The sequence below is a fragment of the Lacrimispora xylanisolvens genome (genome assembly GCF_002934545.1).
Lineage (GTDB): Bacteria > Bacillota > Clostridia > Lachnospirales > Lachnospiraceae > Lacrimispora > Lacrimispora xylanisolvens.
On record NZ_PTJA01000001.1, the window covers coordinates 356,930 to 372,114 of the forward strand.

13 protein-coding genes are annotated in these 15,185 nt (G+C 40.7%); 9 read left to right on the forward strand and 4 right to left on the reverse strand.

Annotated elements, in window-relative coordinates:
* Positions 1-110: 110 nt before the first annotated feature.
* A complete protein-coding gene (locus tag BXY41_RS01750) occupies positions 111-1,058 on the forward strand; it encodes an NAD(P)-dependent oxidoreductase (protein WP_104433938.1) in 948 nt (315 codons plus the stop codon).
* A 60-nt stretch (positions 1,059-1,118) separates the two neighbouring features.
* On the opposite strand, the gene BXY41_RS01755 is transcribed toward BXY41_RS01750, so the two are convergent.
* Positions 1,119-2,432, reverse strand: coding sequence for a helix-turn-helix domain-containing protein (locus BXY41_RS01755; RefSeq protein ID WP_104433940.1), 1,314 nt, complete (start codon positions 2,430-2,432; stop codon positions 1,119-1,121).
* Between the two features lie 233 nt (positions 2,433-2,665).
* Here BXY41_RS01755 and BXY41_RS01760 point away from each other — a divergent pair, with 233 nt between their 5' ends.
* From BXY41_RS01760 to BXY41_RS01770, 3 genes are all read left to right on the forward strand, one after another.
* Positions 2,666-3,883: a M20 metallopeptidase family protein gene (locus tag BXY41_RS01760; protein WP_242980012.1), complete on the forward strand. Its 1,218-nt coding sequence runs from the start codon at positions 2,666-2,668 to the stop codon at positions 3,881-3,883.
* Between the two features lie 28 nt (positions 3,884-3,911).
* A complete protein-coding gene (locus tag BXY41_RS01765) occupies positions 3,912-4,742 on the forward strand; it encodes an enoyl-CoA hydratase/isomerase family protein (RefSeq protein ID WP_104433944.1) in 831 nt (276 codons plus the stop codon).
* A gap of 126 nt (positions 4,743-4,868) precedes the next feature.
* Positions 4,869-5,711: an enoyl-CoA hydratase/isomerase family protein gene (locus BXY41_RS01770; protein ID WP_104433946.1), complete on the forward strand. Its 843-nt coding sequence runs from the start codon at positions 4,869-4,871 to the stop codon at positions 5,709-5,711.
* Here the strand turns inward: BXY41_RS01770 and BXY41_RS01775 are convergent.
* Positions 5,708-6,286: a TetR/AcrR family transcriptional regulator gene (locus BXY41_RS01775; protein ID WP_104433948.1), complete on the reverse strand. Its 579-nt coding sequence runs from the start codon at positions 6,284-6,286 to the stop codon at positions 5,708-5,710. The genes BXY41_RS01770 and BXY41_RS01775 overlap by 4 nt on opposite strands.
* A gap of 174 nt (positions 6,287-6,460) precedes the next feature.
* Here BXY41_RS01775 and BXY41_RS01780 point away from each other — a divergent pair, with 174 nt between their 5' ends.
* The 3 genes from BXY41_RS01780 to BXY41_RS01790 all read left to right on the forward strand — a co-directional run bounded on the left by BXY41_RS01780 (position 6,461) and on the right by BXY41_RS01790 (position 10,818).
* The gene (locus BXY41_RS01780) at positions 6,461-7,858 is read left to right on the forward strand and encodes an oxidoreductase (protein ID WP_104433950.1); all 1,398 of its coding nucleotides are present in this window, start codon (positions 6,461-6,463) and stop codon (positions 7,856-7,858) included.
* An 18-nt stretch (positions 7,859-7,876) separates the two neighbouring features.
* Positions 7,877-9,259: an amidohydrolase family protein gene (locus BXY41_RS01785; protein ID WP_104433952.1), complete on the forward strand. Its 1,383-nt coding sequence runs from the start codon at positions 7,877-7,879 to the stop codon at positions 9,257-9,259.
* 632 nt (positions 9,260-9,891) lie between these two features.
* A complete protein-coding gene (locus tag BXY41_RS01790) occupies positions 9,892-10,818 on the forward strand; it encodes a PA2928 family protein (protein ID WP_146088544.1) in 927 nt (308 codons plus the stop codon).
* An 81-nt stretch (positions 10,819-10,899) separates the two neighbouring features.
* On the opposite strand, the gene BXY41_RS01795 is transcribed toward BXY41_RS01790, so the two are convergent.
* Together BXY41_RS01795 and BXY41_RS01800 are read right to left on the reverse strand one after the other, a co-directional pair.
* Complete coding sequence (locus tag BXY41_RS01795; RefSeq protein WP_104433956.1) at positions 10,900-12,540, reverse strand: M56 family metallopeptidase; 1,641 nt, start codon at positions 12,538-12,540, stop codon at positions 10,900-10,902.
* A gap of 2 nt (positions 12,541-12,542) precedes the next feature.
* Complete coding sequence (locus tag BXY41_RS01800; protein ID WP_104433958.1) at positions 12,543-12,905, reverse strand: BlaI/MecI/CopY family transcriptional regulator; 363 nt, start codon at positions 12,903-12,905, stop codon at positions 12,543-12,545.
* A gap of 243 nt (positions 12,906-13,148) precedes the next feature.
* Between BXY41_RS01800 and BXY41_RS01805 the strand changes: the two genes are divergently transcribed.
* Positions 13,149-13,832 carry a Crp/Fnr family transcriptional regulator gene (locus tag BXY41_RS01805; RefSeq protein WP_104433960.1) on the forward strand — a complete coding sequence of 228 codons (684 nt, stop codon included), beginning with the start codon at positions 13,149-13,151 and terminating at the stop codon, positions 13,830-13,832.
* A gap of 422 nt (positions 13,833-14,254) precedes the next feature.
* A complete protein-coding gene (locus tag BXY41_RS01810; RefSeq protein WP_104433962.1) occupies positions 14,255-15,172 on the forward strand; it encodes a dihydrodipicolinate synthase family protein in 918 nt (305 codons plus the stop codon).
* Positions 15,173-15,185 lie beyond the last annotated feature (13 nt).

Consider the following 15,185-nt stretch of genomic DNA (forward strand, 5'->3'; position numbering starts at 1 on the left):
AGAATAGAACTTGACTGTATAAATGGGACTAACTATACTAAATTAGAAAACAAAATATTATTATTTAGTAATGGAATGCTTTTAAATATAAATTATGAAAGGGGTTTAAAATGAAAATTCTCATAGTCGGCTATTTCACTGAGACATCAAAAATAAATATTATAAATTGCTTCCCAAAAGAATGGGACATCGTTATTGTTCCGCCTGGGGAGGAAATGCTGCATCATATTGAAGATTGCCAGGTGATTATACCAGAGCATGTTAAGATTGACCGAAATCTGCTTTCAAAAGCGAAACGATTAAAATTGGTACAAACAGGTGCGGGATACGATAATGTAGATATCGATGCCTGTACACAACTGGGAATTTGGGCGGCCAATGCGGCTGGAGTGAATGCCAATGCAGTGGCCGAGCATGTAATGGCATTCATATTGTCTTATTATAAAAACATACCGCTTCTTGACGGTTTTATGAAAAATAAGACGGATCAAAATCAATTGGAGTATACAGGAAGCGAGTTAGAAGGAAAAACCATAGGCATTATTGGATTTGGCGCTATTGGTAAAAAAGTGGCCAGGTTATGCAAGGCGTTTGATATAAATGTGCTGGTTTACACAAGAAATACTGCTGTACAGTCTTATGAGAATGTCCAGATTACTGATTTTGATAATCTTGTAAGCACGTCAGATATTGTAACGGTGCATTCAGCTTTAAATGAGCAAACCCAAAAGCTGATCGACAAAGAAGTATTCAGGAAAATGAAAAACACAGCACTATTTATCAATACAGCCCGTGGTCGAATTGTAAATGAAGAAGACTTAATAGATGCCTTAAAAAACAAAGAAATTTCAGGTGCATGTCTTGATGTGTTTGAAACGGAGCCACTTCCAATTGACAGTGAGCTGCGTAGTCTGAGTAATGTGATACTCACACCTCATACGGCGGGCATGCCTGACGGCCTTAAACTTCATAAAAAGAGATATGATTTCTTTGTGAAAAATATAAGACGTGTAGAAAATGGTAAAGAGCCTGAAAGCAGGCTTAACCAGTTATTCTGATTGGATTAGCCACTTTTTTCCCTTTGTGCAAAAGGAAAAAAGTGGCTTTCTGTCTGGATGTTACTCTCCTGATCTGTTCCCATCTTTGTCAAGAAATAACAACTCGTAGTATTTTTTGGGACGTCCTTTACCGTTGTCCCGCTTTTCAAATACTGTTTGTACATAATTTTTCTCTTCAATTTTATTGAGAATACGATTTGCACCTCTGACGGTCATGGACAGGCATTGAGCAACATCCTCAGAGGATAATTTGTTTGTTCTCATGATTTCCGCATAAGATATGATTTTCTGTAAATTAATGTTATTTATTCCCATACGTTTGGCCAATGAGATGATTCCAGGGTCTCCCTGTTCGGAGAACTGTATCACATTCATACTCTTCATCGGGCCGATCACCTTCTGATCCTCGTTTATAAAAAAGCTGCAGCTGCCGGTAAAGGCTTTTGCCTGTCTGTGAGCTTTCGTTGCATTTTCGTTGGCCTGATAATATTCATGTCCAGAGCCCCATCCTATTTTCACAGTTTCGCTTACAGACTCACCCAGATATTCCAGCAGGGTGCAGTTAAGGGCGTCTGAGGTGATTTTCATAAAACTACCGTATGTGGTGTAAAGCCTCACATAGCCTTCTGAAATCTGAGCTGTATCCGCCAGATTCACGCTGAGCAGAAATCTGCTGACAAGGTCCTTCAGCTCTTGAAGCTGCTCTATCGCTGGCAGCTGCGCCGTTTCAATCGATAAGCATGCTACGACTGCTCTCTGGTTCTTGAGCTTTAGAATGGTAATTTCATTGATGATCTCTGTTATGGTCTCTTTCACGTTTTCCAAAGTGGGGCGTATTAAGATATACCTTACCCCGTGCTTTTTGAGTTCTGGAACAAAGTGGCCGAACGCGGTGATGGACAAGTCTGTTTTTTTCTCTTCCCACAGAGTTATATGGTTTTCGAGCATTGTTTCCACTCGTTCAAAAAAATCGTTGCTGTCAACAGGCTTCCCCTCATGAGTCAGGTATTTTTGAAATTCACTGAAAGAATCGATAATATATGCATAATCCACATAGATTCTGGAGATGTCAAGCTCAGGTTCTGTGACCAATAGTCTGAAAAGTTCTCGATAAAGAAGGTTTTCATTATCCTGCAAAATGTGAGTGGGTACTTTGGTATCCAGACATTCCTTATCGATTGATTCGTAGAGCAATCTGCCACTGATAACAAACCCGTCCACCAAACCTAAATTTTTCAAATATATGTCTGTTGTCTCCCGGAAGTTGCTTATTGTAAGAAAACGAAACTGACATACTGACCGCATTTCTTCTTCAATGGCGCGAAAATAGTCCATATGGGTCTCAGGTGTGATTATACCCAGCTTGATTTTCATGGTAGATTCCTTTCATAAACAAATTCAATGAAAAGAATTATATCATAATAAATGTGATATTTCAATGTGCCCAGGAGTTGAGAAGAAGTGTTCTTAAAATGTCTTAAATTATTCTTGACAGAGGACAGGCTTATAAGTATAATAAAAGTGTTCTTAAAATGTCTTAAAATATAAGGCAGGCAATTTGACTCTGTTGTTTGCTAATTCAATTTATGTTATAGGAGGTGTTGATTGTGATTAATAAAGCCGGAGACTTTTTGGATATGGCCAATCAGCTGCAGGAAAAGTTGGTTATGTACAGGCATCGTCTTCATGCGATTCCGGAACTTGATTTGAGTTTACCCAGGACGACTGCTTATGTAAAAGAGATGTTGGAGTCGATGGGTCTTACGCCCACTCCTGTGGGAGAATCAGGCTTAATGGTTACCATTGGTGGACAACGGCCTGGAAAGGTAATTCTTATCCGTGCAGATATGGATGGGCTGCCAATAAAAGAAGAAGCGGATATTTCATTTGCATCATTGAATGGAAATATGCATGCATGCGGTCATGACCTGCATACTTCTATGCTGCTGGGGGCTGCAGAGATACTAAAGGAAAAGGAAGAACAGCTTTGCGGCACGGTCAAACTAATGTTTCAGCCAGGGGAAGAAACTTTGCACGGGGCAAAGATGATGCTCGAAAATGGAATTCTGGAAAATCCTAAAGTGGATGCAGCAATGATGCTCCATGTGTTGTCTGGAATGCCAATTCCTGAGGGAGAATTTTTAATTCCTGAGGCTGGAGATACGATCTCGTCTTCCTCAGATTGGTTTGAAATAGTCATTCACGGAAGAGGAGCACATGGAGCAATGCCCGATGCCGCCGTGGATCCGTTAAATGTAGCTGCTCATCTTCATTTGGCGCTACAGGGTATTATAAGCCGTGAAATCTCTCCGATTGAGAGTGCGGTTCTTACAATTGGAGTGATGGAAGGTGGAAGTACCAACAATGTGATTCCCGATATTGCCAGAATGAAAGGCAGTGTACGCACATTTAAATCCATATTGCGTGATAAGATTGAAACCCGTATTCACGAAATTTCTACAGGTATAGGGGAAACATTTCATGCAAAGGTAGATGTGATATATACCAGGGGCTGTCCTGAGGTGAAAATTGACAGCGGACTTAACGATCAAATGAAAACAACGATTACAGACACCTTTGGTGCCAGTTCTTTTATCAATCTGACACAATTGATACCCGGTGGTAAATTAATGGGATCGGAAGACTTTGCATTTGTAACACAAGCGGTGCCAAGTACCTCAGTGTTTATTACCGCAGGCGATACCAAAGAAGGCTATAGCTACCCTATGCACCATCCGAAGGTAATGTTTTCGGATGATGTGCTTAGTAAAGGAGCTGCAGTTTACGCTGCTTTCGCCAGAGACTGGCTTGAAAGTAATAGATAATATCTAAACAAAACAAGGAGGAATTTAAATGACAGAGAGACGTATGATAGGACCAACAAAATTTGAAGAGTACTCGGAGAAGTACAAAGAATTTCTATTAATGACCAGGCGTGACGGAATAATTGAAGTGCGGCTGCACACCGACGGGGGCCCTTATCATCATAATTGGGAAGCCCATACGGCATGGTCTCATGCATGGTCAGATATCGGCCGTGACCCTGAAAATGAGGTTTTGATTATATCCGGAACAGGAGATAAATGGGTTGTCGGAAACCCCGATGTCTGGAATACTAAATTTATGGATTGGCCGAAACAAAAGAAACTGGAACAGTATCATGAATCCCTGAGACTGCTTGAAAATATGATATTCTGCATCGATATCCCCACAATCGGGGCAATTAATGGGCCGGGAACCCATTGTGAAATCGCAACGCTCTGCGACATTACCATTTGTACAGAAGATGCGGACTTTTTTGATCCCCATTTTCTGGGGGGAACACCTCCAGGGGACGGAATGATACTTACACTTCAGAATATGTTAGGTTTTAAGAAAGCAGCATACTACGCATATACCGGTAAGAATATTGATGGAAAGACAGCATTGGACCTTGGAATTGTCAGTGAAGTGCTCCCCCGTGAAAACCTGCTTCCCCGTGCCTGGGAACTTGCAGAGATGATAATGCAGGCACCTCGTTCCACCAGACATCTTACCCATTCCATTTTATCCCGTCCATGGAAACAAGCCTTAGTCAGTGATCAGGGATTCCACCTTACTCACCAGATGTACGATATGGCGATAGACGAAGAAGGAGCGTTTGAACGACTGACCAAAATGAAAGGGCGATTAATGGGCAAATAAAGTCACTGACAGTTATAGCAATGAAATAATGGCAGAGGGGCTATCCCGTTTTTGATGCAACTTAGGTACACAGCCCCCTTGCTATTTTCATGAAAGACAGCCCCATTATAAGATCGGAGGTATTAAATGTCAGAGCAATGTATGGCAGGACCTACAAAACTGGAAGAATATTCGGAAAAGTACAAAGACCTGCTTTTAATGACCCGCCGTAACGGCATATTGGAAGTACGTATGCATACGCAGGGGGAATCGCTTCAATTTGACTGGCCAGTTCTGACTGCATACGGGAATGCATGGTCAGATATTGGCCGTGATCCTGAAAACGAGGTAATGATTCTCACTGGAACGGGAGATCATTGGCAAGTAGCAAACCCTGAAATATGGAAAACAAAATTTATGGACTGGCGGAAGAACCGTAAGCTGGAAATGTATCAGGAATCATTGAGAATGATTGAAAATTTGATCTTTTGCGTGGATATTCCAACAATTGGGGTGATCAATGGTACAGGATCACACTGGCAAATGGGAACATTATGTGATATTACAATTTGTGCCGAAGACACGAATTTTTTCGATGCGCATTACCTGGGCGGTGTGTCTCCCGGTGATGGGATTGTATTAGCACTACAAAATTTAACAGGCATTAAGAGAGCGGCATTTTGCGCATATACGGGCATGAACATAAATGCACAGGTGGCATTAGAACTTGGTATTGTAAGTGAGGTACTGCCTCATGAAATGCTTCTTCCCCGTGCGTGGGAACTTGCAGAGATGATAGTGCAGGCTCCCCGATCTACAAGACATCTGACCCATTCCATCTTGTCCCGTCCATGGAAAAAAGCCCTTGTCAGTAATCAGGGATTCCAACTTGCACACCAAATGTACGACATGGCCATTGATGAAGAGGGTACTTATGAGAGACTGATGAAAATAAGGGAACGTTTTCAGAAGAATAATTCCGCCTCCTAAATATCAGCATTAGCCGACAGATAGACCGCTTTCATCATATCCACGATTTGCCTCTCAACGCTTTCCAGAGAAATAGATTTTTTATGAGTGAGCCACCACTGTAAAGTTTCGAGGATGGCACCAGTAAAAAAATGGGCCATAACCTCAGGGTCAGCAATGAGTCGATACCCTTTTTCTGCATTCTCTTTCAGCTTTTGAAGAATATCAAATTCAACCTGCTCCGATAGAATTCGAAGTAAAGACGGAAAACATTCACTCTTTAGCACAGATTGGATGAGCCTCTCCCTTTCTGTGAGAAATATTATGACCCGATGGACAATGGTAATATAAAAATCAATAGGCATATCAGTATCCAGGCTGCCCGTGATTTCCTTGTCAAACTCCCCCTGAATCTCCCGTATAATAAAGGTAAAAAACTCATATTTGTCACCGAAATGCTTATAAAATGTAGCTCTGCGTACCATTGCCCGGTCACAGAGTTCATTGACTGTGATATCCTCAAAACGCTTTTCTTCCAGCAATTCATAAAAAGTACTGGTAAGCGCCATATAGGTTTTTTGTATTCGTAAGTCCATTTTCTTCAAAACTCCATTCGTTGGGAAACAATTGCAGTGTATTTGTCAATTAAGTTACATTCGCGTACGCTTTGAGCGTTGCATATATACTCCTTAAAAGTATAATAGATATAGTAACAGATGTCAATTAATTATCATCTGTGACTATACTAAAATACTGAAAGGAGTTTTTTTATGAACACTGATGTATTATTTGAGCCTATTCAGGTGGGCAATGTGGAACTGAAAAATCGCATTGCCATGTCCCCCATGAACATGGGGTATACAGGACCGGAAGGCTATACCAGCGAACAGTCCAATGCATGGTATGCAACCCGTGCCAGAGGTGGGTTTGGTCTGATTATCACAGAATGTGTTGTGGCTAATCCTTTTCCGTGGCGTGGCAGCGACAGTCTGAATCCGCTGCTGGCAGATAGTCAGAAAAAGTACCGCCAGCTTAGTCAGATGGCGGATGTAATTCATTCCTATAAAGGAACGAAGGTATTTGTCCAGATTTCCCCGGGTTGGGGGCGGCAGGGGCATCCCGATGAGAATGGCATCGCATCTGGTGCACCCAGTGCGGTACCCCTTAATATTGACTTGCGAAACATTAATAAGGGATGGTATCGGCAATTAAGCCGCATTATGAAACAGGCGGGAATCTCTCTCCCATCAGATATTTGGGACTACGATAAAATTAAAAGCTTAAGCGATGATGAATACGAAGCAATCAAACCTCATATTCTCAGCATGTTAAAGGAAAAAGCTCCCGAATATTACCACATTATATGTGGGCAGACCCCCCGTGAACTGACAATCAGTGAGATCGAAAAACTTGAGGATTTCATGGTGGAAGCGGTATGTGCCTGCTACGATCTTGGTTTCGATGGCGTGGAGCTGCATACCCCTCATGGATACCTGCTCCACCAGTTTCTGTCGGGGCGATCCAATCAACGTACCGACTTGTATGGAGGCAGCATAGAAAACCGCGGTCGTGTAGTAACAAATATCATTGAGCGTGTGCGCAGAAAAGCAGGCCCGGATAAGGTACTGGGATGCCGTCTGTCTGGTGATGAGCTTATGCCTCAGGGTCTGACCAATGAAGAGGCATGCGCATTTGTAAAGCTTTTTACAGATGCGGGAGCTAATTATTTCAATGTGTCCCAGGGCGGTTATGAAAATCTGGGAGCGGGATTTGCACCAGATGGTGAAGATGATTTTACAAAATGGGCGCCAGGTTTTAAAGCAACTTCTGGCGGACTGCCAATTATAACGCCAAGCTTTATGAATCCCGAAACCGCTGCAAAGGCAATTGCATCCGGAAAAACCGATATCATATCTTTGGGGCGCCAATCCATTGCCGATCCTTACTGGCCTGCAAAGGTAAAAGAAGGACGTGAGTGTGACATTGTCAAATGTGCACGTTGCCAGCAATGCTACATGAACCTGTTTGAAAACCGCTGGATTCGCTGCGCTGTTAATCCAACTGCGGGCTTTGAGAAATATTATCCCGAACTCTGGAAAACGGAAGGTCTGATGGATGTCCGTGCTAAGAAGTTTATGGAAAAATGCGATGGCTTGTCACTGATCTAAGGAAAGGAGATTACGCTTATGAATCACAATGTATGGGAAGATGGCTTTTTTAAAATTGATCCAGAATGTCATATTATCGGTGATATGGAGCCAGTCAATCATTACCCCGGCGTTCAGATGTGGTGGCGTGCCATTGATGGAATTATGCGTCCCACGCTGCAGTGTGCGCCTGAGTCTCTCTTAAATACCATTGAACCATGGGAAATGACAAAAAGTACAGATCCTGAAAATATTATTCGGGCAATGGACAAGTATGGTGTAGATGTGGCCTGCCTCCTGCCTGAATCCATGATGGATACCACGGGATACTCCAGCCGCTGGTGCACAAATGGTGATGCATGGAAGGCAGTGCAGACCCATCCCGATCGTTTCATTATCGAGCCAAATCTGTCACCCATTAAACAGAGAGGCGTTAAAAATGCCATTTGGGAAATGGAATACTGGATGGATAAGGGTGCGAAGATTTTTAAATATTATTCCCCTGAAGATACATATATGAATGATCCCGAACTGTGGCCATTTTACAAACGGGCCGAAGAACTGGGCGCGGTTTTGTGTATGCATACCGGATTTTCCTGGGTTCCCCCTGGCAAGAGCAAATACTGCCATCCGACCCAGCTTGATGATGTAGCCCGGGATTTTCCAGGACTGAAGATTGTTGCATTTCACATGGGGTATCCGTACACTGACGCACTGAATATGGTTGCACTTGGCCATCCCAATGTCTATTTGTGTCTGAGTCTGCTGGTGCCCTGGGCGCTGACTGCTCCGTACAAATTTGCACATATTCTTGGAGAGGCGATCCGCTTTGTTGGTCCGGACAGGATTATCTGGGGAACAGACAGTGCCGGTTATGGTGCACAAATCGGAGCAGCTTCTTTGGGTCTGCTGGATTTTCAGATACCTGAGGAACTGCAGTGGAAATATGGATACCTGCCGCTTTCCGATGAGGATAAACGTAAGATTTTCGGTAGTAACCTTGGAAAGCTGTTGGGGATTGATACTACAAAACGCCGCGGAGGAGAAAATGCCATACATGATTCGCTGAATGATAATACCCCAAAAATTGTTCTTACGACACCACCGAGCGCAATAAAAAAAGATGCTGATGTTATGGAGAATGAATATGAAGTTTCAATATCCACACCAATGGGTGAAATGCCTGGTAAAATTGTTTTGAACGTGGAGGGAGCTTCGTTGTCTGGCATTATATCCTTCATGAAAAATGATAATGTTTTTTCAGATGGATCCATTGATGCAGATGGAAATATTGCTTTTAAAGGCGATTTGAAAACAACTATGGGTAAAATACCTTACACTATTTCAGGAACGTTTATGAATGGTATAATCAATGCCATTGCTATTACAAAGATGGGTGATTTAAAGATAAAATCTAAATAAAACATGGACAATCCGGGGCGGTCATACGACTGCCCCGAATTGCATGATAAAGCAAATCATACAGAAGTTTTAAATTTCTTATTTAAATATCTGATAGCTTTCGTGAATATCTTGTGTTAAAATTTAATAAAACAATAAAAAACATTGTAATGCTGTAACTCCCTTGCACAGGGAAAACAATGCCATATTGCCGGAGGGGGCATGTTTTTGTGAGATGTTATTAAGCAAATTTAAAGGAGAGAATTATATTGAATTTTTTATCATCATGGATTTACAATAAGGATATTACTCATAATGTTGTATTAACCGTTTTATATGGCTGGGTTTTATTTCGTATATGTATACTTACCTATAAGAATATTAAAAATACAGCGGAAGAAAGGAAGCATTATTATTTCCGCAAGCTGTTCCTGCTATTAATGATGTATTTCTTCTTAGGTGAACTAATTTTTCTATTACTCAGGAAACGGTTTTTTATTAACTGGCTGCCCAGTGGCTGGTTTATGCAAGACATTGTTCTATATATAATTTACTCAGTTATGGTTGTCAGTTGTCTGTTATTTCTGATAAAAGGGATAAAGAAGATTCTAAAGAGAGAGAAGAGTATAGGGGGTACGATTTGGACCGTTATTATGATTCTTTTTTCAGAATTCCTGATAGGTTCTTTTGCTCTGATCGTATTTAATGGCGCTCTGAGTTCCGTCAGGGTTGAATTAGAGTCTCCGACGATAATTGTGGGCGAGGGTAATGAAACGTTAGCGATCAATAAAATGAGAATGGTGCTTCCCAATGGGGTTGAAAATGGAATAACCACAAATGTTGTAAAGTTTACACTTGTTGCAGTTAACTTAAAAGATGGGAAAAAGTGCTGGACCCGCTTATCTGGCTGGCAGGAATACGTCATAGGGGAAAGTGTCAATGGTATTATGACTATAGATAATAAGAAAAAGACGCTAAACTTTATAAATCCCAAAACAGGAAAAATAAACATTACAGAGAAAGAATGGGTGAAAAAACTTCCAGAACTAAAAGATAATCTAAGCTATAATGAAAATGATTATGACCTTGTTTCGGAAGATGAATTATATTTATATGCATTGGATGGTAAATACTATAAGGTTGACATGGTTAACAATATCGTAACTGAAAGTCCGGATTATAAGAATGCTTTATCTGATAAATTTTCCAATTCCAGGAACACAATAAAGTTATCAGAAGAGGACTTGCAGTGGGTACAACAGGCAGGCACTGATTATTATTCAGATATGTTAGATATGAGCATATTGTGGGCTGAGGATAGAAATTCAGCGCTAATCGCTTACCATGAAAAGAGAAATGATGAAAATTTAAGTATTTCCATGGTTTCGCTTAACCAGCGTTCCATTAAATGGACTAAAACTATTGAGTACAAAAACACTGGTATGTCTAAAAATGCTATTTCCATCTCGAAGCAAGAGGGCTGGTTCTATATCATTTCCAACGGCAACTTATATAAAATAAGTCAGGATGAAGGAAACATCGATTATGTTTATCAATACCGCTGGAATAAAGTAAAATAAAGGCTGTATTTTTAAGTGATCAACCATGGTTATCGAAACTTATATCAATAACCATGGTTGATGATTTTCCAATCAGCGTCTTCAGAATCCAGTCAACTCCTGTAATTTTTCGGGGCTCTTTCCATAGTCAGTTACTTCTCCTTCTACAATGTTATCAGCCCATTCCCGTCCATTGGTAAACTCAATTTTCTGGCTGCCATCTGTTAAAGTAACATGAATCTCATCTGCGTTTTCTATTAAAGCCAGTAAGAAAAGGGCGTTTGCCCGGAACGTATCGGATGCAGCTGAACTTTCACTCTTGTAATCTGAAAGGGATTGTGCTGGAACGGAATATACAATTGTTACCTTATGTGGCGGGGAAGCGGTTTGTAATTCAAAATGGTCATATTGCATGCCTATTGGAACAGGAAGCAATCCAATCAGCTTTCCAACCGCAGAATTATCGCCTACATACTTCGTACGTGCATCCCACAAATCTTTAATCGGGTATGTTGTAACTAATGTTTCTTTTGGCTCTAACTGGATTGTGGTGGCCTTTGCCCTTGTGGGATAACTTTCCTGGATTTCACCTAAAAAGAGCACCACGTGGTCACCCTCGGTGAAATCATCAATGGATATTATGACGGGTTCCTCTTTGTTTATCACTGTCTGAAGATTTGCATCCTTCCAGTTGACGATACAATTATCACCAATGGGACTATTGGTGTCAATTCCCTTTACTGTGATGGTCTGATTGATTTTGTCAATTTTAAGAATGGTTGCATTGACAGCAACAGATTTACCGGACAGATCCTTTGGACTTGTTGTTAAGCCGATAACCACAAAAACAACGGCCAGTACGGAAACCAAAACCGCCCAAAAACCAGGCTTTCTATAATTCAGCACATTTCTAATTCTGCCTTTTGTATCGCCTTCTCCAAAGGCAAGAGGTGTACCGCTTACAATTCTTTTACCCGTTGCAAGAGTCAGAAGGGAGGCAGAATAATCTTTTTTAACATCATCACCCAGCCGTTTAATAACTGCTTCATCGCAGGACATCTCCATATCTTTGCCACTAAGAAAAAATGCGGCCCATACAAAAGGGTTAAACCAATGAATGCAAAGTGCCAAAAAGCTTATGAGTTTAAAAATGTGGTCAAGCCGCCTTATATGTGTTTGTTCATGTAACAGAATATAGCTTCGCTCAGCAGCATTTAAATTAGAGGGAAGATAAATCTTTGGGCAAAAAATACCCATGACAAAGGCGGTGTCAATTCTGGACGAAATAAAAATATTATCTCGATACAGGGTGGCATTCATTAATTCCTTTTTTAGGCGAAAGAGCGCAAAAAGACTATATACCAGCATAGCTGCAACACCAAATAACCACATATGACTAAAGATTACTATCAAGATCTGTAATGGATTGGCGCTGGTTTGCGGTGTTGCAGCTGGAAGAATCGCATTAACAGAATGATTGATTACTCCTATACCAGTATCAATTTTCGGCGTCTGCATATAGAGGATATCCTGTGAGATCGGATTTGCCTTTGCAGGCATAAGACTAAATATGCTCTCAAAGGAGAACGGACAGATTAATCGGAACAGAACCACCGACCACAGCAAATAGGAGAATACTTTTGGCGCTTTTCGCAAAATAGTTCTTACAGCCAAAACAAAAGCAATGGCAATACTCGCTGTGAGGCTCATATTTAAAAGTTGTATAAATACTGATTCCAACATTGCTATTCCTCCTTATATCCATCAATCAGGTGCTGTATCTCCTCGATTTCTGTGGCATTTAGCTTTTTTCTGCGGGTAAATGCCGCCAAAAACTGTGGAAGGGAGCCAGCGAAAGCCTCCGACAGAAACTGTTCACCCTGTGCGGCTCCAAACTCATTTTTTGACATCAAGGCAGTGACTGTGCCGTTATTATTTTCAAAAAGCTTACGCTCGCACAATCGCTTTAGCATGGTGTAAGTTGTTGTACGTTTCCAGGCAAATTCCTTTTCACATAGTTCTGTGAGCGTGCGGGAGCTGACCGGCTCATTTGCCCAGATCATGTCAGCAAATTTCTGCTCCATTTCACCCAATTTATATTGTTCCACTGAAATATCCTCCTGTCGAATCTTATTAGACTAAGTTAGTCTAACACAATTAGACAAAGACGTCAATCATTGATAGTGTGGTAATTTTTGTTATTTGTTGATATTGATGACTTATCTACTTTAAATTTATCTCCAATCAGCGGTAGGTAACAAATTGATCAGGTTCCTACCTGATCCTCACTTTACAAGAGAATAATAATATGCTATCATAAACCAAAATTTTACAAGGAAGGAGAAAGGGCTATGCTTTATGATAATTCAAGCTTGACTTCGCCGGAACCTGAAAATGAAAAGCTATTTGAGATTGTAAAAAGATACGGCAAGAAAGTAACGTATCCGGCAAAAAAGCTATTTCTGGAACCTGGTGATATGGTAGAAGGGGTGTATTATATCTGTGAAGGAAGGACCCGTCATTACATGGTAGATCTGGAAGGAAGGGAAAAAGTACTGTATACATTGAGTGCAGGCTGGTTTTATGGAGAAGCGCCCTGTTCCCTTCAGGAGCCTACCGGACTTTATTCAAAAACGGAACTGAAAACCGTCATGTATAAAATTGGTATGCCCGAATATAGAAATCTGATTGATAATGAAAAAATCTTCCGTGATGCTGTATTAAACAGCTATGCAAGGAAAGTTCTCATTTTAAGGCATGAAATTGAGAACATTACTTTTTACTCCTGTAAAAACAGACTTCTTCGCGTTTTCTGCACGACAGCAGACACTGCAAAAGTATCAGAAGGAAAATGGTATGACCTGCGGATGAATTATACTCATTATGAGTTGAGCATTATTGTGGGAGGGGCCAGGGTAAATATTAGTAAAATACTGAACGAAATGTGCTCGGAAGGAATAATACGTATATTAAATCGTAATATCCAGCTGAATGCGGAAGAATACAATCGATTTACCCTTAATCATATTGAATAAATATGTTTATTTTATAAGTAATATTAATTAGAATATAAATTAATAATATTATAAAATTAAGTTTAACTTAAAATTAATTGCAAAAATAACCAAAAATTATTAATAAAATAAAGTATGGCGGTTATTTTGTAGTAATTGCTACAAGTTTGCAATTCTTTCATTGTTGTTTTTGAGATAGAATCAACCGTTTACTTGCGATAGGATGAACAGGCATAAGGACAGCGAAGTCCGTGTAGTGATACATGGGCTTTTCATTTACCCAAATTCAGCAGAAAGGATGGAGGCAGCAGTAGTTTACAAAAGAAACGGCTATAGAATTGTTTTATTACGGGTTCAATAATTTAACTATTAGATAATAACATATATTTATAGTATGCTTATATGTATATTGAACCATAAGTTCAGATTGAGGAGGATATGGAATGATAAATTTGACAGGGTCATGGGTGGCAATGCCCACACCATTTACAGAAGATAATAAGGTTGATTATAAAGGATTTGAAACTTTGATCGAAAGACAGATAAAGTATGGCACGTCCCAGTTGTTTATTCTTGGCTCAGCAGGAGAGGTAACTCTTTTGTCCCAGGAAGAAAAGAAAGAGATCGTTCATGAAGTGATAAAAATGACAAAGAATAAAATTCCTGTATTTTTTTCTGCAGCGTCATTGACAACAGAATCCAGCATCGAGTTTGCAAGATATTGTCAGGATGAAGGAGCAGACGGTGTCATTTTTACGGTACCGCCTTATGTACTGGTTCCTCAGGCAGCTGCATTTGCCCATCTTGATGACTGTATGAGTGCGGTTACTATTCCATGTGGAATATATAATAATCCCTCCAGACTTGGAGTACAGGTAACACCGGAATCGATTCGCGCCTTATCGGAAAAACATTCTCATTTTGTAGTGGACAAAGAAGCAACTTCCAGTGTGGAACAGTTGGTGCAGGTTCAGAGGCTTTGTGAAGGAAGGGTAAAGATAATGTGCTGTGATTATCCAAAATACTCCATCGTGATCCCAACTCTGGGCGTGGGAGGAACAGGAACAGCAAATATTGGAGGGAATATCATCCCAGAAGAGGCGGCTCTTTATTCAAGACCGTGGACAAGCATGGAAATTGTTGAGGAAGGAAGAGCAGGGTATTATAAATGGTTTCCGCTTCTCCAGGATCTTTATGCATTTTCTAATCCCATAGTCATTAAAGCGGCACTCAATATTTTGGGACTGCCCGGCGGGCACTTACGCAGACCATATCAGGATCTTAGTGGCTCCAGGCTGCAGGATTTGGAAAAGTTAATGGGCGAACTGGGAGTTATTGATAAATACGGCGTAAAGAGATAAGGGTTTAAAACAG

What these genes read in the sequence shown, in the direction of transcription:
- BXY41_RS01770 (WP_104433946.1), top strand. Translation starts at nt 4,869, where the DNA reads ATGTCAGAGCAATGTATGGCAGGACCTACAAAACTGGAAGAATATTCG.
- BXY41_RS01775 (WP_104433948.1), bottom strand. Translation starts at nt 6,286, where the DNA reads ATGGACTTACGAATACAAAAAACCTATATGGCGCTTACCAGTACTTTT.
- BXY41_RS01790 (WP_146088544.1), top strand. Translation starts at nt 9,892, where the DNA reads ATGATTCTTTTTTCAGAATTCCTGATAGGTTCTTTTGCTCTGATCGTA.
- BXY41_RS01785 (WP_104433952.1), top strand. Translation starts at nt 7,877, where the DNA reads ATGAATCACAATGTATGGGAAGATGGCTTTTTTAAAATTGATCCAGAA.
- BXY41_RS01755 (WP_104433940.1), bottom strand. Translation starts at nt 2,432, where the DNA reads ATGAAAATCAAGCTGGGTATAATCACACCTGAGACCCATATGGACTAT.
- BXY41_RS01780 (WP_104433950.1), top strand. Translation starts at nt 6,461, where the DNA reads ATGAACACTGATGTATTATTTGAGCCTATTCAGGTGGGCAATGTGGAA.
- BXY41_RS01805 (WP_104433960.1), top strand. Translation starts at nt 13,149, where the DNA reads ATGCTTTATGATAATTCAAGCTTGACTTCGCCGGAACCTGAAAATGAA.
- BXY41_RS01795 (WP_104433956.1), bottom strand. Translation starts at nt 12,540, where the DNA reads ATGTTGGAATCAGTATTTATACAACTTTTAAATATGAGCCTCACAGCG.
- BXY41_RS01810 (WP_104433962.1), top strand. Translation starts at nt 14,255, where the DNA reads ATGATAAATTTGACAGGGTCATGGGTGGCAATGCCCACACCATTTACA.
- BXY41_RS01765 (WP_104433944.1), top strand. Translation starts at nt 3,912, where the DNA reads ATGACAGAGAGACGTATGATAGGACCAACAAAATTTGAAGAGTACTCG.
- BXY41_RS01750 (WP_104433938.1), top strand. Translation starts at nt 111, where the DNA reads ATGAAAATTCTCATAGTCGGCTATTTCACTGAGACATCAAAAATAAAT.